Annotated in this window: 20 protein-coding genes; 5 read left to right on the forward strand and 15 right to left on the reverse strand. The window is 53.5% G+C overall.

All coding sequences use genetic code 11. From position 1 onward, the window contains the following. The 7 genes from RZA33_RS18465 to RZA33_RS18495 all read right to left on the reverse strand — a co-directional run. Nucleotides 1–873: retention module-containing protein (locus RZA33_RS18465; protein WP_317509186.1), on the reverse strand; the 873-nt coding region annotated here is incomplete at its 3' end. Between the two features lie 232 nt (nt 874–1105). Beyond that, entirely contained in the window at nt 1106–1732 is a 627-nt protein-coding gene (locus tag RZA33_RS18470; protein ID WP_317509187.1) for a response regulator transcription factor, read from the reverse strand. Further along, nucleotides 1732–3162, reverse strand: coding sequence for an HlyD family type I secretion periplasmic adaptor subunit (locus RZA33_RS18475; protein ID WP_317509188.1), 1431 nt, complete (start codon nt 3160–3162; stop codon nt 1732–1734). Before RZA33_RS18475 ends, RZA33_RS18470 begins: the two co-directional genes overlap by 1 nt. Beyond that, on the reverse strand, nt 3162–5339 hold the full coding sequence (locus RZA33_RS18480) for a type I secretion system permease/ATPase (RefSeq protein WP_317509189.1): 2178 nt from the start codon (nt 5337–5339) through the stop codon (nt 3162–3164). The genes RZA33_RS18475 and RZA33_RS18480 overlap by 1 nt, the downstream gene beginning before the upstream one ends. Before the next feature lie 75 nt (nt 5340–5414). Next, the gene (locus tag RZA33_RS18485) at nt 5415–7253 is read right to left on the reverse strand and encodes a TolC family outer membrane protein (RefSeq protein WP_317509190.1); all 1839 of its coding nucleotides are present in this window, start codon (nt 7251–7253) and stop codon (nt 5415–5417) included. Between the two features lie 283 nt (nt 7254–7536). Then, on the reverse strand, nt 7537–8418 hold the full coding sequence (locus RZA33_RS18490) for a DMT family transporter (RefSeq protein ID WP_317509191.1): 882 nt from the start codon (nt 8416–8418) through the stop codon (nt 7537–7539). Next, nucleotides 8415–8684, reverse strand: coding sequence for a SelT/SelW/SelH family protein (locus RZA33_RS18495; RefSeq protein WP_317509192.1), 270 nt, complete (start codon nt 8682–8684; stop codon nt 8415–8417). Before RZA33_RS18495 ends, RZA33_RS18490 begins: the two co-directional genes overlap by 4 nt. Nucleotides 8685–8881: 197 nt before the next feature. Between RZA33_RS18495 and RZA33_RS18500 the strand changes: the two genes are divergently transcribed. From RZA33_RS18500 to ettA, 4 genes are all read left to right on the forward strand, one after another. Beyond that, nucleotides 8882–10195, forward strand: coding sequence for an MFS transporter (locus RZA33_RS18500; RefSeq protein WP_317509193.1), 1314 nt, complete (start codon nt 8882–8884; stop codon nt 10193–10195). Nucleotides 10196–10428: 233 nt separating this feature from the next. After that, entirely contained in the window at nt 10429–10872 is a 444-nt protein-coding gene (locus tag RZA33_RS18505) for a PAS domain S-box protein (protein ID WP_317509194.1), read from the forward strand. Between the two features lie 183 nt (nt 10873–11055). Continuing rightward, nucleotides 11056–11268 carry a PA3496 family putative envelope integrity protein gene (locus tag RZA33_RS18510; RefSeq protein WP_317509195.1) on the forward strand — a complete coding sequence of 71 codons (213 nt, stop codon included), beginning with the start codon at nt 11056–11058 and terminating at the stop codon, nt 11266–11268. A 144-nt stretch (nt 11269–11412) separates the two neighbouring features. Then, nucleotides 11413–13074 carry an energy-dependent translational throttle protein EttA gene (ettA, locus tag RZA33_RS18515; RefSeq protein WP_317509196.1) on the forward strand — a complete coding sequence of 554 codons (1662 nt, stop codon included), beginning with the start codon at nt 11413–11415 and terminating at the stop codon, nt 13072–13074. Nucleotides 13075–13167: 93 nt separating this feature from the next. On the opposite strand, the gene coq7 is transcribed toward ettA, so the two are convergent. The 6 genes from coq7 to phaR form a co-directional block, all read right to left on the reverse strand. Continuing rightward, nucleotides 13168–13809: a 2-polyprenyl-3-methyl-6-methoxy-1,4-benzoquinone monooxygenase gene (gene coq7, locus RZA33_RS18520; RefSeq protein WP_317509197.1), complete on the reverse strand. Its 642-nt coding sequence runs from the start codon at nt 13807–13809 to the stop codon at nt 13168–13170. A gap of 41 nt (nt 13810–13850) precedes the next feature. Continuing rightward, a complete protein-coding gene (locus RZA33_RS18525; protein WP_317509198.1) occupies nt 13851–14192 on the reverse strand; it encodes a histidine triad nucleotide-binding protein in 342 nt (113 codons plus the stop codon). Nucleotides 14193–14289: 97 nt separating this feature from the next. Beyond that, entirely contained in the window at nt 14290–15162 is an 873-nt protein-coding gene (locus RZA33_RS18530; RefSeq protein ID WP_317509199.1) for a phosphoribulokinase, read from the reverse strand. Continuing rightward, nucleotides 15162–15602, reverse strand: a complete 441-nt coding sequence (locus RZA33_RS18535) for a thioesterase family protein (RefSeq protein WP_317509200.1) — start codon at nt 15600–15602, stop codon at nt 15162–15164. The genes RZA33_RS18530 and RZA33_RS18535 overlap by 1 nt, the downstream gene beginning before the upstream one ends. 34 nt (nt 15603–15636) lie before the next feature. Beyond that, entirely contained in the window at nt 15637–16923 is a 1287-nt protein-coding gene (gene purD / locus RZA33_RS18540; protein ID WP_317509201.1) for a phosphoribosylamine--glycine ligase, read from the reverse strand. 67 nt (nt 16924–16990) lie between these two features. Next, a complete protein-coding gene (phaR, locus tag RZA33_RS18545) occupies nt 16991–17530 on the reverse strand; it encodes a polyhydroxyalkanoate synthesis repressor PhaR (protein ID WP_317509202.1) in 540 nt (179 codons plus the stop codon). A 135-nt stretch (nt 17531–17665) separates the two neighbouring features. On the opposite strand from phaR, the gene RZA33_RS18550 reads away from it, so the two are divergent. Continuing rightward, nucleotides 17666–18379 (forward strand): 16S rRNA (uracil(1498)-N(3))-methyltransferase, encoded by a 714-nt coding sequence (locus RZA33_RS18550; protein ID WP_317509203.1) that lies wholly within the window; start codon nt 17666–17668, stop codon nt 18377–18379. 40 nt (nt 18380–18419) lie between these two features. Here RZA33_RS18550 and RZA33_RS18555 read toward each other — a convergent pair whose 3' ends face one another. Both RZA33_RS18555 and RZA33_RS18560 read right to left on the reverse strand, forming a co-directional pair. Continuing rightward, nucleotides 18420–18974, reverse strand: a complete 555-nt coding sequence (locus tag RZA33_RS18555; protein WP_317509204.1) for an ATP-dependent zinc protease — start codon at nt 18972–18974, stop codon at nt 18420–18422. A gap of 41 nt (nt 18975–19015) precedes the next feature. Further along, nucleotides 19016–20236 carry a lytic murein transglycosylase gene (locus RZA33_RS18560; RefSeq protein WP_317509205.1) on the reverse strand — a complete coding sequence of 407 codons (1221 nt, stop codon included), beginning with the start codon at nt 20234–20236 and terminating at the stop codon, nt 19016–19018. Between the last annotated feature and the right edge of the window lie 145 nt (nt 20237–20381).

Genomic DNA, 20381 nt, shown 5'->3' on the forward strand with positions numbered 1-20381 from the left:
GTTGCTGCCCGCGGGGATCGTAACGCTGGCCACCCCGTTAAAGTCGGTGCCGTCTTGGGCGGTACCGCTGTAGTTCAGTTCAACGGTGATCGCGCTGGTCACATCTGATGCTGGCTGATCGACCGAGACGGTGTACGCGGCCGAGGTCTCGCCCTCAACGATAGTCTGTTCACCCGCGATGGAGACCAACGCGAGAACCGGTTCAGGCGTAGGATTCGGCTCAGGTTCTGGCTCAGGTTCTGGCTCAGGTTCTGGCTCAGGCTCAGGTTCTGGCGTCGGTTCTGGCTCAGGCGTCGGTTCTGGCTCTGGTGTCGGCTCTGGCTCGGGCGTAGGTTCTGGATCAGGCTGGGGCACAGGAGTCGGTTCTGGCTCAGGCACTTCATCAGCGGTAGCAGTTGCTAAAGCCCCACCATCAAACTCCACAAACTCAGCACCTTCTAAACCACCTTCGGTGCTAAAACTAAGCGGGTCAGTTTCTTCGGCGATACGGGCAACGCGAACGAAGTCACTGCCCCCGCCACCGCCACCGGCGCCACCACCAGCGGCAGTGGCATCAAGAAGATCAAGTAAATCACCCTCTTCGCCATTTAGCGCAGCGAGTAGCGCGTCGAGGTCGTCGTCTTGGACACTGGCCTCTTCCGTTGCAACAATAAGATCGCTAACCAGATCGGCAGAAACGGCCACTTCTTGGCCGCCTTCTACGACATTGGCGCCCGTACCATCAGCAAAATCTAGCTCTACGCGACCATCACTGGAGGTAATTAGCGTCTCGCCTTCTTGAAGCGTATCGCCAATGCGCAGTTCACGTAGATTACCCGCTTCGTCACGCGCCCATGCTTGCCCTGTAATAGCGATTATCGTTGCCGTTGCCATGTGCCACTCCTAGATCACTGTTTGGTGCCACTGAGCTAGCGCGTTCGCACTAGTGAGATTAGCGGCATATGAATCCATCCTAGGGGAGTAGGCAATTAAAAAGTATTGTACCGATGGACAAAAAAATGAGGCCCTTTAGGCCTCATTTTGTAACCCAGCAATAACTGATAAGTGATGCCGCTATTGGTGAACATTTCCTAACAACAACTGCTCAACAATTCGAGGCTGGGTACTAGGAGCTCATCTGTTCCGCAACTGGCGCCAGTTTGAGGATTAGCTGCAAACGATCTCGCACGGCGAGTTTTTTAAAAATAGCGCTAAGGTGCGCTTTTACGGTGCGCTCAGTAATATCCAACAATCGAGCCACTTCTTTATTGGTGGCCCCTTGGGCAACCGCGAGCGCGACTCCACGCTCGCGTTCGGTTAGCAGGGAAAGATATTCACTATTTTGAAATGAGCCGCCTTGGTTACGCTGCTGAAGCGTCTTAAAGGAGCCGCCTAACACCTTTGCTAACAACTCTTGGCCTACCCATACGCCTTGGTTAGTCACCACCAAGGCCACCTGTTTAAGCACCTCAGGGGCGGCCAGAGTATGCACATAGCCGCGCGCGCCAAGGTCTAACGCTTTTAGCGCTTCCCGGTCATCCGGTGCATAGCTGAGCACCACGACCACTGCACCTTCAGCAACAATTAAAGGGACTAACTGCGGCCAATTTTTAACCGTGGTGGACAGCCATACCAAGTCATTCGGTTTAGCTGATTGGAGAACCGTTTCAGGGCCTGATGAACCAACATTTTCAAACGCTTTTTTCCAACGTCCTTTTAAACTGCCGTCTACGGTAATAAACCAATGTTTCATCAGCGCTCCCCCATGGAATCACGCCACGCTCTTAAGACAGGTTTCAGCATAAACTGCATCACTGTGCGCTTACCCGTCACTATGTCCACCTGCGCCGTCATGCCGGGAATTACTTGTAGCCTATCGGCGACATTTTCGTTTTCTAAACTGCGCACCCGCACTTGATAGAAGGTATTACCGTCATCGTCTGTAATGGTATCGGCGCTAATACGCTCAAGCTCGGCCTGTAAGCCGCCATAGATGGCATAGTCATAGGCCGTCAGCTTAATCGTCGCTGGCTGCCCTGGATGCAAAAAGGCGATATCTTGCGGAGCGATGCGCGCTTCAACCAGAAGTTGGTCGTCAGTAGGCACGATTTCAACAACTTCTTGCCCTGGCTGAGCAACACCGCCAATGGTATTGATGTGTATGCGCTGAACAATACCATCAACCGGTGAGCGAATTTCCGTCAGCCGGACGCGATCCTGCAACCCTGTTCCCGATTGTTGCAATGCATTTAAGTCGCCCAACGTCTGAGCAAGTTCATTCCGCCACTCACTCCGACGTTCTGCGCCCAACTCCAACAGTTGCCCCTCGGCTTCTTCTACCGCGGCTTCAAGCCGAGAAACGGCAGCCTCAGCCTGGTTACGCTCCCCTGTGGCACTGGAGCCATCCCGCCGTAAGCGCAGCACTTCTACTTCAGACACAGCCCCCGAATCCAATAGCGGGCGCGTTAAATTAAGCTCTTGACTGGCCATATTGACTTCACGTTGGGCGGTATCAAGACGAGCTTGTGCCTCTCGCAGCTCTTCTTGGCGCTGGCGAATACGGTCATTGAGGACGTTTTCTTGTTCGCGCAATTCTTCGCGACGGCTTTCATAAACCTCGCGTTCTTGCATCACAATGTCAGGCACTTCTTGGCGGAGCTCTTCGGAAGGCTCAAACGCAGTGCCCGTTGCTAGCGCACGTAGCCTTTCGGCACGCGCTTGAAGCGCATAACGCTGGGCACGGTTTTCACGAAAATCAGAGACAAAGCGCGTTGGATCGATTTGCATCAGCACTTCGCCAGCCTCAACGATTTGTCCTTCGCGAATAAATATCTGTTCAACCACACCGCCATCAAAAGACTGGATACGCTGTAGCTGGCTTGCGGGGATCACACGCCCTGCTCCACGGGTTACTTCATCGATAGAAGCGAAATACGCCCACACTAACAGCGCAACCACAGCGAGCAGGACGGTATAGAGGAATAACCGTGCACGAATAGGCTCTTGCTGCATGCGCGCCCAGTCGGTATCGCTGGCCCAATCACGACTTAGATGGGCAGCGCTCACACGCTTGGCAAACAGCCGATCCATAAAAGGACGAAACGGCTTTTGGCCTTTTTCAGAGAATCGGCCAATCGCGTCAAAACCCTTTTGTTCGGTGGTGGAAGAGGGTTTGCGAGCCATTACGATGCCCTCCCAATCTGGCCTTTGCGCAGTGCTTCGACCACGGTATCCCGCGGGCCATCCGCCACGACCTTGCCGGCATCCATGACAATAATTCGATCGACCAATGAGAGGAGCGAGGTGCGGTGCGTGACGACTAGAATGGTTTTGCCAGCAGCGACGTTTTTAAGATTGGCTTTAAACGCCTCTTCGCTGGCGTTATCCATGGAGCTTGTCGGCTCATCCAACAGCAGAATAGGTGGATCCTGCACCAGCGCACGAGCGATAGCGACGGACTGCTTTTGCCCACCGGAAAGTGCTTGGCCGCGTTCACCTACTTGCAAATCCACACCATGGGGATGGCTATTGACGAAGGACTCTAAACCAGCCAGTCCAATCGCCCTAAGCAGCGCTTCGTCATCAACGCGATCACTGCCGCCACCAGAGACAATATTGTCCCGCAGAGAGCCAGAAAACAGGCTAACGTCTTGGGGCACATAGCCGATATGGCGGCGCAACTGCAGGGGGTCGAGCTGGCGAATATCCACGTTATCTACCAGCACCGCACCCGAGGTTGGCTGATAAAACCCTAACACCAATTTGTTTAATGACGATTTACCGCAACCAATGCGGCCTAGCAGGGCAACTTTCTCACCGGCTTTAATGGTCACCGATACCTCTTTTAGCGCCTCTCGCTCTTCGTTGGGGTAGCGCAGAGTGACTTTTTCAAGGCGAATATTGCCTGCGAAGCTGGGCTTTTCTACATAGGCCTTACCTTCGTGGCGCTCCACATTTTTATCCATCACCGCGTTCAATGACTCTAGTGCCGTTGAAGATTGATGATACTGCGCCAGCAGTGCCGCGGCTTGACTGATAGGTGCCATCGCCCGGGAAGATAGCATGTAAGCGGCAATCAAACCGCCTTGGGTAAGATTACCTTCAATAATTTGATAAACACCCACGATAATGACGCACACCGCAACACTGTGCTGCGCCCACTGAGCCACGTTAGATACCGAAGTGCTGACCATCCGAAGCTGCGCGCCGGTACGGGAAAGAAAGGCCGTCGATTTCTCCCAGTGACGCTGAATGCGGCTCTCTGCCCGCAACGCCTTAACATTTTCCAGCTGGGAAATTGATTCCACCAGCAGTGAGTTGCGCTGCGCACCTACTTCCCAGGTCGTTTGTGAAAGCTCATGAAGCTTGCCCTGAGCCGCCAGTGCGTAGAGCAGCACAAATACAATACCCACCAATACCGGCAGCACTAGCCAGGGATTAATCAGCGCGATGATCGCGGCAAACATGAGTACAAACGGTAAATCGACAATACCCAGAATGGTCGCAGAGCCAATAAACGCGCGTACCGATTCAAAGGATTGAAGCGTCGAGGTGAACGATCCGGTGGATGCGGGACGCTCCTCTAAACGCAGGCCCAATGCTTTGACCATGATTGAGGAGGAGAGCTTCACGTCCGCCCGACTAGCGGCTAAGTCGACAAAGCTACTGCGCATTAGCCTGAGCACCAAGTCAAAGCAAAGCACGATAAAGATGCCTATCGCGAGCACCCAGAGCGTTTCCGTTGCCTGATTGGGCACTACCCGGTCGTAGACGTTAAGCACAAACAACGGCATGGCGATAGCAAACATGTTGATCGCCACCGACCCAAGCACGATATCCCGGTAGAGAGACCTATTCTCGCGGATAACCCCCCAAAACCAGTGCTGATCGCGGCGTTTCTTGACCCCTGATTCAGACGCGTTATCGGCTAGAAACTTAGGACGAACGTAAATAGCTTCGCCGCTATAACCCGCATACAGTTCTTCCAGAGGCAGTTCAACCCTTGATTCGGATAGCTCAGGAAAAATGACGTTCGCTTTTTGCTGTTTGAGATCAATCCCCAACAGCACGCACGCCCGACCCGGTTCCAGCAAGAGAATAGCGGGAAATAGCGCTGGGTTAAGCGCCGACAGCTTGCTTTTAACGATCCGCGCTGTCAGTCCAGCACGGGAAGCAGCCCGACTAAACACAGAGGGCGTTAACTTACCCTGCTCCAAGGGCAAGCCTGCTCTTAGCGCCTCTGATGACACCTCATGTTGATGGAACGAGGCAACCGCTTTCAAACATTCGAGTAACTCATCGCCGAGTGGCTGCTCGTTAGTGTTAGCAGTGGTCGGCCTTTCCTGCTTGACTTGTGTCACGGACACCTCATTCCCCTAGCGCCGTTAATTAGGCACCTTATTGCCAATTAGTCACTACAAGATTTTATCGCCCGATTAGCTATTAGTAACGAAGGCATCATCATAGCCCAGTCCTCTGAGCGTCTGCTGCAGCTGCTGAGCATCACTAATAGAAGCAACAGGCCCCATCTGTACACGGTAATTACCGGCCGCTTCGTATACTCTCGCCTGACTGGTCAACCGGTCGCTTAGCTGGCTACTTAGCCGCTCGGCACGCTCAACGGAACTCAGCGATGCCACTTGAATGTAGAGGCCACTCTCGGCAGCCGCGGGACGCCCTGCTTGGCTAGACGCTAAATTGCTAGGCACTGCTTCGCTTGAAAAAACAGCGTTCCCCTGAGTAGAAATGGCGGGCTGCTCAATGGCGGCATAAGCGGTTGCGGGCATATCAGCTTGAGTGGGTAGCGCAGAAATCCCACTGGTAAAGTCTTCCAACGTAAAGCCGCGCGGTCCTTCTGTGTTACAGGCCATCTCCGTACTAAGCGTCGTTTCATCGTAGCCTAGCTCAGAAAGGCTAGGGATATCTTCACGAACCACGTCGAGGGTCTGCATAAGTTGACCCATGGCAGCCAGCGTTCGGGCTTGGGCCAAGGTTAAATCAAACTCTGCATTCGCATAGGCGCGGCTAGCTTCGAAGTACTCGTTCTCGCTATCAAGCACGTCCAGCAAGGTGCGCTGGCCAATATCAAACTGCTGCTGGTAGGCGCCGCGAACCCGGTCAATCGATTGGCGGTGTTCATTCAGGTAGCTCAATTGCTCTGTCAAACGCTGGGTATCGTTGTAGGCAATTTGCGTGGTTTGCCGTACGTTGGTGCAGGCGGCTTCACGCTGACTAACGGCTTGCTCAATACGCGTAGTCGCCGCATCAAAGGCAGCGCTATCAGACCCGCCGCGATAGAGATTCATGCTGGCGACTAGTTGAATACTGTGCTCATCGCTGCGCCCAGCAATGGAATCGTCTTCATTATTGGTGCCTGTGCGCCCCTGTATATCCAGGCGGGGCATAAAGGCAGCCTTGGCAGCGCCTTGTTCCGCTCGTTGTACGGCAATATTTTCAATGGCAGCGTGAAAATCTGGATTTCCGCTGAATGCCATTTCAACGGCTTGACTAACATCGGCGGGCAGCTCATCCGCCAAGCTGGGTGCTGGCGACATATTCTGGGGGGGTAACTCGCCCACGATACGCTGATAGCGAGCCGTTACGTCATGTAGGTTCGACGCCTCGGTCATCAGATTGGATTCTGCTAACGCCAAGCGGCCACTGATTTGCTCCAGATCCACACCGCGGCCTGCACCGGACAGCGCACGCTCTTCAATTTGTGAGAAAACTCGCTGATGTTGGCGATAATTATCTTGAGCTAAACGCACCATCTCACGATAGCGAAGCACATCAAGATAGGTGCGAAAAGCTTCAAGCGTCACCTCTTCACTGGCGCCCAGCAGCTCAAAATAAGCAATCAACCGAGTGCGATCCAAGCGTTCCACTTCGCTTCGGGTAGCAAACCCATCAAACACCATTTGGGTAAGCGTCAATTCTGCAAAATCGCTGCTGTAGCTTCCACGACCATCATTCTGCTGGTCTTGTCGCCCCACACCCGCGGAGATGTCAATTGTCGGTAGGTAATTGCCTTTTGCGACCCCGATATCACTTCCAGCGGCGCTAAAGTTTGCCCACGCGGCATTCACTTCAGGATTAGTCACGATGGTTTGCTGAATAGTACTAGAGAGGTCTGTACTGCCTGGTGCATAAAGGCTTGCGGGTAGCGACTGCGCCAGGGCGGTCAATGGGATGCACGCTAACGTGGTCACCGTGAGCGGCTTGAAAATATGATAACAAAAGGCTTTTTTTAGATTCGATACGGCAGTTTTTTTCATCGTTAGCGTTCCCTGTAGCGTGGCACTCAACGTTACGTGACACGCAATATTGCTATGATATAACGACCTATGTCATACGGCATCGTCCAAATAAGCTCAACAAATCCTGCCATTATGGACGTATTTCTAGCCTGCATTCTGCGTTTTTAAGCGCAAGACAATAGTAGATAGAACCTAACCGCCTCAGACTAACCCGTTTAGGTTATTTTTCTACTGATTAAATGCTTATAAAACAAAATAAACACAAAATTACAATGCAATCAACAAAAAACATAAAATAACACTAGCTAACATTTCCGCTTTTTTGAATTTGCTGCAGTCCTAATCCCAATAAAATCAACGCCAAACCAATCAGTGTTGAAGGTAAAACTGGCTCACCCACAACCCAAAAAAGCAGCATGAGCGACACCGGTGGCGAAAGGAAAATTAGGTTAGAGACTTTGGCCGTACGTGACACCTTGTGCACCGCTAGTTGCCACAAAATAAACGCCACCCCCATTTCAAATAGGCCTACATAGACGCCGGCGCCGAAGGCGGGCCATCCGTGCCACTGAAAACCAGGGCCAAGCAGTAATAGAAGGGTCAACACAGGGAGGCCAACGCTAAAATTTTGCCACTGCCCCACCAACGGCTGGCGTTTGTCGCGCGCGTTAAGCAGCCAATAAAGCGCCCATAAAAGAGTGGAGGCTAGCGCAAAGGCCACTCCAAGAGGGTCGGCAAAGTTAACATTCAACACGTCGCCGCGAGTCGCAATCACCCATACGCCCGCATAGGCGACCAGCCCGGCGGCCACATCCGTGCGTGTTAGCCGATGTCCCAATAACGGCACGGCAAGCAATGCCATGGCTAAAGCCCAAGTGTAATTCAGCGCCATCGCCTCTTGCCCAGGCAAGCGATCATAGGCGGCAAACAGCACCAGATAGTAGCCGACGGGGTTCATCAATCCCGCCCAGGCGGCGGTCTTCCAGCCAGTCCGTAACGCTGTAGAGATATTTCCCTGCTTGATGACCAATGCCCCCATCAAGGCCCAGGAAACGAGCGCAGCGAGCCACATCAGCTCCAGCGGGCTCATCCACGCAAGGGCCACTTTGAAGGCCGTCGCTACGGTCGACCATAGCGCCACGGCCCCTAGCCCATAGAGGATCGCCTGACGATCGGGGTTCATCGGTCGATATGCCCTAAATCCCGGCCCGGCTCTAACTGATCGCGTACGCGTTGCTTAACGAGTTTGATATCGGGAAAGCCACCATCGCGTTTACGTTCCCATAATAGTATGTCGCCATACCAAATTTCAAACGTCCCCCCATGGGAAGGGGCTAGCGATACTTCGCTTAGGCCTTCACCAAAAGTGGAAAGCAATTCTTGTGCATACCAGGCGCTACGCAGTAGCCACTGACATTGAGTGCAATAACGAATTTGAACACGTGACACCGTTGATCTCCTTGGCAAGTTACTATGGCATCCTAGTTACTATGGCATCTTAATTACTATGGCATCTTAATTACTATGTCATCCTAAGTGGATATTCTGTCACCTTGAAATAAATTGGGATAGATAACACGAGACAGGCAAGCGACAGGACAGGATATAGCCATCTTGAGATAAACCGAAACCGCCAAGGAGCGCCAATGGCCGAACAAGACGTTTCTCAATCGCGACTCTATGAGTGGCTGACAGGCGATGAAGATAGCCGCATGTGCGACGACATCCCTGAAGATGCCTGCCATCACCAGCCACGCAACTTTAGTCGGCACCTACTGGCTGCCTTAGGTAATAAGCTGGCAGACGAACTGTCCAGCGCGCGCCTAGTCCTGCCCTGGTTGATGGGACTGATCGGCGCCCCGGTATGGATGGTGGGTTTGCTAGTGCCAATTCGAGAATCAGGAGCGCTATTACCGCAAATTTTTGTCGCCGGTTTCATTCGTTTAAAACCCAAGCGGAAATGGGTGTGGGTAGCCGGCGCGTTTATCCAGGCACTTTCAGCACTGGTTCTTGCTGTGCTCGCGCTCGTCGCAGGTGGTAGCCTCGGTGGCGCCTTGGTATTGGCCACGCTGGTGCTACTCTCGCTGGCACGTGGCTTGTCCTCTATTGCCACCAAAGATGTGTTGGGCAAAACGATTGCCAAAGGACGCCGCGGCACATTAATGGGCTGGAGTGGCAGTATCGCTGGCGGTGCCACGCTGGCGGCAGGCGCCATTTTAATGCTGCTTGGCGGCCGTCCTGACAACTTAATGGTGGCAGGGCTGCTGAGCATTGCGGCGGCCGGCTGGCTACTGAACGGTGTGGCAGCGGCACGTATACAAGAAGAACCCGGCGCTATTAAAGGGGGAGAAAACGGCTGGGATAGCATTAAGCTTGGTCTATCCTTACTTAAAGACGACCGCACGTTTTTGCACTTTAATCTTGCCCGGGCGCTGCTGCTATCCAGTGCACTAGCAATGCCCTACTTAGCCTTACTGGGACAAAACCAAAGCGGCACTGACCTCAGTGGCTTGGGTATTTTAATCGTGGTTTCTGGACTCGCTGCCATGCTGGCAAGCCCGTTGTGGGGAAAGCGTGCCGACCAGTCCAGCCGCCGCACAATGCGTGATGCAGCCGTTGGAACTGCCATTTGTTGTGCTCTAGGTGCGAGTTTGGTGTGGCTACCGGGAGCATGGACACAGAGTATCTGGCCGTATGCAGGGGTTTATGCCCTACTGGTTATTGTGCACCACGGCGTACGCCTAGGCCGTAAAACTTATCTGGTCGATATGGCGAGCCAAGATAATCGTGCGCTTTACGTCGCCCTTTCTAATACGCTTACGGGGCTTTTAATGCTACTTGTCGGTGGCCTTATTGGCGCGCTGGCCCAGTGGTTCGGCAGCGCCATATTGCTATTGGTCCTGGCGGGCACCGCCGTCGGCGCTATGCTATGCGCGCAACAGTTGCCTGAAATCGAGTAAGTTGAGAAAGTCCCCACGAATATCGTGATATGAAAAGCAAGACCGCTAATATTAAGATAGGGGTCAAGATTGCAATGCGCGGCCACGCTCGCCATGATGGAGCTGAATAGCCGTTGTGGGCTGGAGCATTTGCCGTGCTGCCTATAATAAGTAATTGGATACCCTGCTGGACCACAGAGCTAGAGAATAGCGTGGTCTACGGGAAGGACTGGAGCTGCAACAGGAACCCATTGATGAAACGATCTCCTTTGATCAGCCCAGAGCTGCTTGAACGCATTGTTGACGCGTCGGAAGACGGCATTGTCGTTGCCGAACAAGAAGGGGATGAAAATATCCTCATCTACGTTAATAAAGGTTTTGAGCGCTTAACGGGCTACAGTGCGGACGAAATTCTGTACCGCGATTGCCGCTTTTTACAGAATGAAGACCGCGACCAAGATGGCCTAGACGCCATTAGGGTGGCGCTTGATGACGGCCGACCTTCGCGTGAAGTACTGCGCAACTATCGCAAAGACGGCACCATGTTCTGGAATGAGCTGTCCATTACGCCGGTTTATGATGAAGCCGATAAGCTCATGTATTACATCGGGGTACAAAAAGACGTAACCGAGCGAGTCGAGTCGCAGCTAGCGCTGGCGGCGCTGCAAAAGCAGCAAAAGCAGCAAAACAACAGCTGAACATTGACTTTCTCACTAAAAAAGTGACCAGGGCTTGAACTTCATTCCAACTGGCGGTATATAGCGGCAAGGCGTTTAAACTGCGCTAGGCGCTTTACTTTGTAGACTGGGTTGGCAGGTACATTGAGCAGACAAGTAAAGCCGTTATGATGCCGGTACGCCGGTTGGGTTGGAGGGCATACCATGAGCCGTGACCCCTTAAGTCGTGAAATCTATACTACCGAGACACTCGACGCTGACGAGTTTGAAAGCCTAGACGCCGTTAACGACGACTCCTACGGCAAAAGCAAACCCAGCAAAGCGGACAGCTTGCGCGCACGGCGCCAAGTAGAAGCCTGGCTGGAAGAGCGTCGCTTGCAGCGTGTGATTAAGGATGACTGGGACGAAGAAGAATAAGCCTCAACCTTTTGCCCGGCCTTCTCAACGTCTGAGAAGACCGGGCTAATGTCGACACCTGGCTGTCTAGCCTTTCCTGGCGCAGACCACTATCATCTGAGCCTAGCCAATAGCATGTTTCTTCCATCAACCTAACGGATCTCCATGGCGCAATTTGTTTTCACCATGAACCGGGTCGGCAAAGTAGTGCCGCCCAAAAAGCAAATTCTCAAAGATATTTCGCTGTCGTTTTTCCCTGGCGCCAAAATTGGCGTACTCGGGCTTAACGGTGCGGGTAAATCCACACTGCTGCGCATCATGGCCGGTGTCGATAAAGAGTTTGAAGGTGAAGCTCGTGCGATGCCCGGCATCAATATTGGCTACCTTCCTCAGGAGCCGCAGCTTGATGACGAAAAAAACGTCCGCGACACCGTTGAAGAAGCGCTAGGGGCAATCAAAGAGGCACAAGAGAAGCTGGATGGCGTCTACGCGGCCTATGCAGAACCCGATGCCGACTTTGATGCGCTGGCCAGCGAGCAGGCGCGGCTTGAAAATATCATTGAAGCTGCGGATGCCCACAATCTAGAGCGTAAGCTTGAAGTCGCCGCCGAGGCACTACGCCTGCCCCCCTGGGACGCCAAAGTGGGTAACCTTTCGGGTGGTGAACGCCGCCGCGTTGCGCTTTGTCGCCTGCTGCTTTCTAGCCCTGACATGCTGCTGCTTGATGAGCCCACCAACCACCTAGATGCCGAGTCAGTGGCTTGGCTCGAACGCTTTTTACACGATTACAGCGGCACGGTGGTGGCAATTACTCACGATCGTTACTTCCTGGATAACGTGGCAGGCTGGATTCTTGAACTGGACCGCGGCCAAGGCATTCCGTTTGAAGGTAACTACTCTCAGTGGCTAGAACAGAAAGAACAGCGTTTAAACCAAGAGTCCAAGCAAGAAGCCTCGCGTCAGAAAGCGATTAGGCAAGAGCTTGAGTGGGTACGTAGTAACGCTAAAGGTCGCCAGGCTAAAAGCAAAGCACGCCTCAATCGCTTTGAAGAAATGCAGTCTGGCGATTTCCAAAAACGTAACGAAACCAATGAAATTTACATTCCGCCGGGACCGCGCCTGGGGGACAAAGTCATCGAATTCCATAACGTGACCAAGCGCTTCGATGACAAACTACTTTACCAAGACCTGTCTTTTACGATTCCCCCAGGGGCGATTGTTGGGATTATCGGCGGTAACGGCGCTGGTAAATCGACTCTGTTTAAATTGATAACCGGTAAAGAAGAGCCGGACGCTGGTGAAGTGGTGATAGGCGAAACGGTCGATATCGCCTACGTTGAGCAGCTACGCGACGCGCTAGACGATAAACAAACCGTTTGGGAAGCCGTTTCTGATGGGCAGGATATTCTCAACATTAACGGCTATGAAGTCTCTTCACGCGCCTATGTGGGACGCTTCAACTTCAAGGGCAACGACCAGCAGAAGCGCTTATCAGAGCTTTCCGGCGGTGAGCGCGGCCGCTTGCAGCTAGCCCAAACGCTCAAGCAAGGCGCTAACGTACTGCTGCTTGATGAGCCATCAAACGACCTGGACATCGAAACCCTGCGGGCATTGGAAGATGCGCTGCTGGCATTCCCAGGTTGCGCCATGGTGATTTCTCACGACCGCTGGTTCCTTGACCGTATCGCCACGCATATTATGGCCTTCGAGGGCGACTCTGAAGTGGTCGTATTTGAAGGCAACTATACAGAGTATGAAGAGGACCATAAAAAGCGGGTCGGTAACGATACCCCTAAACGCATGAAGTACAAGCGAATTGACGCCTAATAGCGGGCATCGTTCCCACCGTCAAAGGCCCCGCTCTGCGGGGCCTTTTTGATTCAATGCTTAACTCACTGAGCGCTACGCGATGCCTTTATCTCAAAGGTGGTAGACACTTTTAGACATTACTTTCGCAGCAAAGCGCATTCCCCACTTCACCGGTGCAGGAAAACGCACGCCACCGGCTTCTAAAGCAAGCTGAGCATGATGGGCATCGTCCACGGCAATTTTGCGCAGTATGGCGCGGGAGCGATGATCGCCAGCAGGCAGTGATGTTTGCTGTACTTCTAGCTGCTTAGCGACCTGCTCTTGGGTGGCCGCAATAGTCCCCAAACCAATGCGTTCGCTTACAGCGCCCGTCGCTGCGCCAATGCCAAACGAAGCAACATAAAACAGCGGGTTTAAGTAGCTCGTTCGGCTTTGCAACTGCGCTAGACGTTCATCGCACCAGGCTAGGTGATCGATCTTCTCAAGCGCCGACTGCTCCCTCTGCTTATACGGTTGGTCAAGCGAGCCAGTAACACTCTGGCCCTGATACAGCGCTTGAACGCAGACTTCACTAGTGTGACTGATCCGCATTAAGCCCGATGAAAGGCGACGCTCTTGGTCATCTAACGGCCCATCGGCGACTTTTTCAGCGGGGTTGCTACGCTGAGCAGATGCCGCACGGGGGATCAGAGTCCGTAAAAAGGTATCAAACTGATGAATCATGCGGTCTGAACGGCTATGTTGACGATCCATGGCAACGTTTCCTCACACGCGGTGTATATCGCTTGATGGTTTTAACCGGCAGGCCATGTGAATACACGACCGCCCATCAAATGCATATGGATATGATAGACCGTTTGCCCGCCCATTTCGTTGCAGTTCATCACCACACGGTAGCCGTCTTCGGCAAAGCCCTGCTCATGGGCAAGCTGCGCGGCAGTTAATTGAAGCCGCCCCACCAAGGCAAGATCATCTTCCTCAATATCGTTGAGCGTAGCGATATGTTTTTTAGGAATAATCAGCTGATGCACAGGCGCCTGGGGGTTGATGTCATTAAACGCCAGTACGTGGTCATCTTCGTAGACGATATCAGCGGGAATGTCGCGATTGATAATTTTGCAAAACAGACAATCCATACAGCTCTCCTTAATGGGCGCCTTGCCACTCAAGTGTAACGTTATCTCTACCCGCCTTAATAGCAACAGTAGTAGCTAGCTTTGACTCGCGACCCTTTTAGCGAAAGCGCCGCTGAGACAATAAATGCCTAACCAAGGGAGCCAGAATCAACTCCATCGCCAACGCCATACGCGCACCGGGTACCACCAGAGTATGCGGGCGGGTCATAAACGAATCTTTAATCATTGCCAGCAGCCAGGGAAAATCTACGGTGGAAGGGTCCCTAAAGCGGATAACGACAAACGACTCAGCGTCGGTGGGAATATCCTGCACTTCAAAGGGATTGGAGGTATCCACGGTAGGCACACGCTGAAAATTGATATGCGTTCGCGAAAACTGCGGCTGAATATAACGCACGTAGTCATCCATACGGCCCAGGATGGTGTCTATCACCGCTTCTTGGGAATAGCCTCGCAGCTTAGTGTCACGGTCAATCTTTTGAATCCACTCAAGGTTCATGGTGGGTGCTACACCCACCAACAAGTCTACATGCCGGGCAATATCATACTCTTCGGTCACCAGTCCGCCGTGCAAGCCTTCATAAAAGAGCAAGTCAGTGCCGCAAGGGAGCGACTGCCACTCGGTAAACGTACCTACCCGACAGCCCGCTTCAATTTTCTGCTTATCTTCGGCGTGAATATAGTGTCGAAAGGTGCCAGAGCCATGCTCGCCATACTCATTGAACAGGCCTTCCAGCCGATCTAGTAAATTGGCCTCGACGGCAAAGTGAGAGAGCTCGTTTTTGCGCTCCGGTTCTTCACGGAAGATACGGTGCAGGTCATCACGCGTATAGCGGTGGAAAGCATCGCCATCGACTACCGCTGCGTGCACATCTTCACGTAGGAACATGCGCTCAAAGCTGCGCCGCACGGTTGTCGTTCCAGCGCCTGATGAACCAGTGACGGCAATTATCGGGTATTCCCGCGACATCAGTCACTCCTCGCATCGGCAAGCGCTTGCTTGACCCGTTCCGGCACATCAACGGGCCGACCGGTGGCAAGGTCAATCAACAGTTGATTAACTCGCGCCGTTGCTACCCACTGCTGCGATTCACTTTTGTAAATACGCTGGTAAATTGTCAAGGCCTTGCCCTGCGGCGTAGGCACTGCGGTTTCTATGACCAACGCATCGGGCCAGCGCGCTTCGTTTAAATACTGCACCGCCAAGTCGGCCACCACGCTGGGATAACCATGCATGTCCCATTCGGGCAGATCAAGCGCCGCGAAGGCCTGTATACGCGCTTCGTGAAGCAGCGACACCAGCGCATCATGGCCCAGGTGCCGACCGTAATTCATATCGGTTACCCTCACCGTCAAGGGATGACGATGAATAATCGCTTCAGCGGGAAAATCCAGCTTGACCCGTTCCATGCCTGCTTCCTTATCGGTGTCGGATTGGGATTACTCAGCCTTCGCGCGCAATCGCTCGGAAAGCGATGTCTCGACGATACTCGGCACCTTGCCACTGAATGGCCTTAACGCCTTGATACGCTTGCCGCTGCGCCGCTGAAACCGTGGTGCCTAGCGCCGTGACACAGAGTACGCGACCACCGGCAGTGGTAATGTCGCCTTCGGCATTATGAGCGGTGCCAGCATGAAAGACTTTGCAGCCCGTTTGTTCAGCCGCCGCCAAGCCGCGAATGACATCCCCCTTGCGGTAGTCTCCAGGGTAACCACCCGCGGCCATCACGACACCCACTGATGCGCGCGAATCCCATTCACAGCGGTGTCCTGCCAACCTGCCCTCGGCACCCGCTAAACAGAGCTCAGCCAAGTCAGAATTTAAGCGCAGCATAATCGGCTGGGTTTCAGGGTCGCCAAAGCGGCAGTTGTACTCGATCACCTTGGGGTTACCCGCCGCGTCTATCATCAAGCCCGCATACAAAAAGCCTGTATAAGCATTGCCCTCTGCAGCCATCCCCCGCACGGTGGGCAAAATGACCTGTTGCATAATGCGTGCATCAACCTCGGGCGTGACCACCGGGGCCGGGGAGTAGGCCCCCATTCCACCGGTATTGGGGCCTGTATCGCCATCGTAAGCGCGCTTATGGTCTTGGCTGGTGGCCATGGGCACAACGTTGTCACCATCGACCATGACAATAAAGCTCGCCTCTTCACCTTGCAAAAACTCTTCAATCACCACGCGAGCGCCTGCACCGCCAAACGCGTTGGCTTCCAGCATGTCGCGAATAGCCGCTTCGGCTTCGGCTTCGCTGAACGCCACAATGACGCCTTTGCCCGCCGCAAGGCCATCGGCCTTGATAACAATCGGCGCGCCCATTTTACGGAGGTAGGTAAGCGCAGGGTCTACCTCGGTAAATGTCTGATAGTCAGCCGAGGGGATACCATGGCGGGCCAGAAAATCTTTAGTGAAAGATTTAGAGCCCTCAAGTTGAGCCGCCGCCTGGGTAGGGCCAAAAATGGCTAGGCCAGCCGCTTGAAAACGGTCAACAACACCCTCTACCAAGGGAGCTTCCGGCCCTACTACGGTCAAATCAATCTGTTCATCACGAGCAAACGCCACCAAACTGGCTAGATCCGTTGCGTCAATCGCTACGTTGGTCAACTTTGCTTCCGTGGCGGTACCGGCGTTGCCAGGAGCGACAAAAACTTGCTCGACCTGACTTGATTGAGCCAGCTTCCACGCCAATGCATGTTCACGACCGCCGCCGCCTATCATTAAAACTTTCATTTTCTTCCTTCTCAAACCGGAGAGCGTTTATAGGCGGCATTATGCCACAGCGCGGCACCTAGTGGCGTTAGGAGGTTTTGTCCTGTTTATTATGTTTACCAGTGGCTTCGTCAGCGCTTTTATCATCAGCGTGACGGTTATCGACGTCTTGCTGATCATCATCGCTCGTTTCATCGCTTTGCGCGGGCTGATTCAGCGTGTTTTGCCAAAAGCGCATGTTTTCTTCGGTCAGCTCGCGCATAAACTCCAGCGGCGTGTTACGCATCGCTTGTTTCCACTGGCTTTGCAGGCGTTTTTGCTGTTCCAGCATTAGCTTAGTACCCTGCTCAAGATAGCGCGACAGCGGCAACGGCGAGGTCATGTCATAGACGCGAATCAACTGCGCCAGCAGGTCGTTAGAGAATACTTCGGCTTCGCTGTCGGCCTGCTCCTGCTCGATGATGATCGAAAGCAAAATAGTCCGCGTCAAGTCTTCGCCACTTTTGGCATCTTCAACTCGAAACGGCTCTTCTGCAATAATCAGGCAACGCAGGTCTTCCAACGTTACATAACGGCTTTGCTGTGTGTCATACAGCCTGCGGTTAGCATATTTACGAATCACGCGCACAGCGTATCTCCTTAAACGCGATAGGGGCTTTTGCTCCCGATACTGATATTGTGCCTGCACCACGCGCCCATGCAAGCTACCTGCGTATATTAGCTAGCCGCAGCGCTTTTATTTTGTAACCAATAGACTCTCATTATGAACTTGATTCTGCTCAGCCCCCAAGATCTCACCGGCAGCGGTCACGTCTGTGTCACCGACCCGCGTCGCTTGACACACCTTCGCGAGGTTCACCGCGCTGCCCCTGGGGACTTACTAACGGTAGGCATTCAAGGGGGCGCGATGGGGAAAGCACAATTAACCGAACTCTCTGCTGAGCGCGCTATTTTCAAGCTGGAAACCCTTGACCAGCCTGCCCCACCGCCACTCCCCGTGCATCTGGTATTGGCGCTGCCCCGCCCGCGAATGTTGGCCCGCACTCTAGAGCATGTCACCGCCCTGGGGGTAAAGGATATAACGCTGTTACACACTAAACGGGTTGAGAAGAGCTACTGGCAATCGCCAGAATTGCGTGCCGATAAGATTCACCAGCACTTAGTGTTGGGATTAGAACAAGCCCGCGACACCCACCTGCCTAGCGTCACCCTGAGTAAAGGCTTTCGCCCCTTTTTGGAGCAGCAACTACCGCATTTACTGAACGAACGCCGCGGACTAGTGGCCCACCCCGGCATGCCCAATGCCTGCCCAAGGGATATCAAAATGCCCACCTTACTTTTGGTAGGCCCTGAAGGTGGGTTTATTGACTGGGAAGTAGAGCAACTGTTGGCCGCAGGCTGCGAGGGAATGCATCTTGGTGCGCGCATTTTGCGTGTCGAAACAGCCGTAACCGCTCTGCTGTCACGGCTGTTTTAAGTAGCCATGCCTCAGTATCAATGAGCTGGTTTTGTGTAAATCAAGACTGCTCATCTTCCGAGTCATGGGGGACTAGTTCCGCATCGTCTCCACAGTCGGGGTTTTGCAAGAAGGTTTCACGCACATCCAGCAAGCCAAGATGGCTAATGGTACGGCGGCCCAGCAACAGCGGATAATTCATCTCTTCGCGATCGCGCAGGCTGAACTGCTCTTCGTAGACAGTGTTCCCCATGCAGACTTCCAGCAGCACCACGGGACGCTCGTCACGGCCGCCTGCGCCGCGCACGGCCAGCTCGCGATACAGAGGACGCTCAATTTTGTCGCTGAAGACCTCGCCACTGATCTGGTCTTCAAGCTTTAAACGAAAACGAACCCATTCTTCATCATCTTTCTCGAACATTTCAATATCTCGGGCATCCAGCGAAGACGTTAAAGCACCGCTATCGAGCTTGGCTTTCACCTCGATACCCCAGGGTTGCAAAGTGGCTTTTTCAACCCATCCGAATACCTGCTTATCATCTGCCATCACCGTGGAAGCAGACAGTAGGGCACCTAACGCCAGCGCGTTAAAAAATAGTTTTCCCATCAATCGCATAACATCATCCTTGGAAATTCAAAACAGGTATTAGACGCTGCTTAGTCGAAACGTTGACGCAACTGCTCCAGTAGTGCCTGGGTCGCAAACCCATCTGGCACCAAGCCTAAATCGCGCTGAAAGTCCCGCACACCTTGACGCGTGTTGGGACCCATCACGCCATCTGCACCACCCACAGCGTAACCGGCACGATTTAGTCCACGCTGGAGTTCCTGGACATCATCGCGGGTTAGTGGGGCTTGTTCCCGGGGCCAACCACGCTGGATACCTTCGCGCCCGGCAATCGCATCGCTAAGCGTTGCCACTGCCAGCGCATAGCTGGTGGCGTTGTTATAACGTAAAATGGCACGAAAATTGGCCCCTACCAGAAAAGCAGGGCCGTCAGCACCCGCCGGGATAATCAGCGCCGCACTGGCAAAGTCAGGTAGCTCGCCACCTAGCGCTTGAACGCCCTGGCGGCGCCACTCAGCACTGCTGCGCTGCTCGGTCTGGGCGTAATCAAAGCCTTCGGGCAGGCGCACCTCTGTGCCCCAGGGCTGCCCCGTTTGCCAACCGGCTTGGTCAAGATAGTTGGCCGTCGATGCCATCACATCGGGGATACTCCCCCAAATATCTCGCCGACCATCGCCATCGCCGTCCACCGCGTAGGCTTCAAAGCTGCTAGGGATAAATTGGGTATGCCCCATCGCGCCTGCCCAGGAGCCTTTCATTTGCTCGGCGGCAATATCGCCTTCATCAATAATACGCAGCGCTGCAAGTAGTTCACCACGGGCGAAATCGCGACGACGACCATCGTAAGCCAGCGTAGCTAGGGACTCCAAGGTCGAAAAATCACCAAAATTACTGCCGTAGTTGCTCTCGATCCCCCAGATGGCGACAATAATTTCGGCAGGCACGCCAAAGCGCTGTTCCATTTTCAACGCTGTATCACGATGCTCAGCTAACTTTTCCCGGCCATTGTTGATACGCGTGGATGAAACGGCGGTATCCAGGTACTCCCAAATAGGCCGGACAAACTCTGGCTGGTAACCGTCGAGTTCAATCACGCGCTCACGGTAGCGTAGGCCGTCAAAGGCTTCACTTAGGGTTGCTTCGCTAATCCCTTGACCGGCGGCATACTGGCGAAAATCTCGCAGCCATTGCTGAAAATTTGCGTAGCTAACCTCTGTGGCAGCCTGGGCATCCACTTCTGACATCAGTTGCTGACTTGCTTGTACTCTTTCAGTGCTCAGCGCCAACGCCCCCGCTGCCACTAAAACCATTAGCGACAGAACCGGACGGCCAGTTACCAGCCGATTAATTCCCAAAGCCTCATTAACCTTCAAGGACCCATTAGCTTTCAATGACCCATTAACTTTCAATGACATAGTATCAATCTCTCAGCGATCCTTAGCATGAAGCCGATGA

This window comes from Halovibrio sp. HP20-59, assembly GCF_033052795.2.
Taxonomy (GTDB): Bacteria; Pseudomonadota; Gammaproteobacteria; order Pseudomonadales; family Halomonadaceae; genus Vreelandella.

Bases quoted from the DNA above. Each gene is read 5' to 3' on its own strand.
- RZA33_RS18525 (WP_317509198.1), bottom strand. From the start codon at position 14,192: ATGGATTGTCTGTTTTGCAAAATTATCAATCGCGACATTCCCGCTGAT.
- RZA33_RS18555 (WP_317509204.1), bottom strand. From the start codon at position 18,974: ATGCGATTGATGGGAAAACTATTTTTTAACGCGCTGGCGTTAGGTGCC.
- RZA33_RS18560 (WP_317509205.1), bottom strand. From the start codon at position 20,236: ATGGTTTTAGTGGCAGCGGGGGCGTTGGCGCTGAGCACTGAAAGAGTA.
- RZA33_RS18535 (WP_317509200.1), bottom strand. From the start codon at position 15,602: ATGGAACGGGTCAAGCTGGATTTTCCCGCTGAAGCGATTATTCATCGT.
- purD (WP_317509201.1), bottom strand. From the start codon at position 16,923: ATGAAAGTTTTAATGATAGGCGGCGGCGGTCGTGAACATGCATTGGCG.
- RZA33_RS18510 (WP_317509195.1), top strand. From the start codon at position 11,056: ATGAGCCGTGACCCCTTAAGTCGTGAAATCTATACTACCGAGACACTC.
- RZA33_RS18490 (WP_317509191.1), bottom strand. From the start codon at position 8,418: ATGAACCCCGATCGTCAGGCGATCCTCTATGGGCTAGGGGCCGTGGCG.
- RZA33_RS18550 (WP_317509203.1), top strand. From the start codon at position 17,666: ATGAACTTGATTCTGCTCAGCCCCCAAGATCTCACCGGCAGCGGTCAC.
- RZA33_RS18530 (WP_317509199.1), bottom strand. From the start codon at position 15,162: ATGTCGCGGGAATACCCGATAATTGCCGTCACTGGTTCATCAGGCGCT.
- RZA33_RS18485 (WP_317509190.1), bottom strand. From the start codon at position 7,253: ATGAAAAAAACTGCCGTATCGAATCTAAAAAAAGCCTTTTGTTATCAT.
- RZA33_RS18475 (WP_317509188.1), bottom strand. From the start codon at position 3,162: ATGGCTCGCAAACCCTCTTCCACCACCGAACAAAAGGGTTTTGACGCG.
- RZA33_RS18500 (WP_317509193.1), top strand. From the start codon at position 8,882: ATGGCCGAACAAGACGTTTCTCAATCGCGACTCTATGAGTGGCTGACA.
- RZA33_RS18470 (WP_317509187.1), bottom strand. From the start codon at position 1,732: ATGAAACATTGGTTTATTACCGTAGACGGCAGTTTAAAAGGACGTTGG.
- coq7 (WP_317509197.1), bottom strand. From the start codon at position 13,809: ATGGATCGTCAACATAGCCGTTCAGACCGCATGATTCATCAGTTTGAT.
- ettA (WP_317509196.1), top strand. From the start codon at position 11,413: ATGGCGCAATTTGTTTTCACCATGAACCGGGTCGGCAAAGTAGTGCCG.
- RZA33_RS18505 (WP_317509194.1), top strand. From the start codon at position 10,429: ATGAAACGATCTCCTTTGATCAGCCCAGAGCTGCTTGAACGCATTGTT.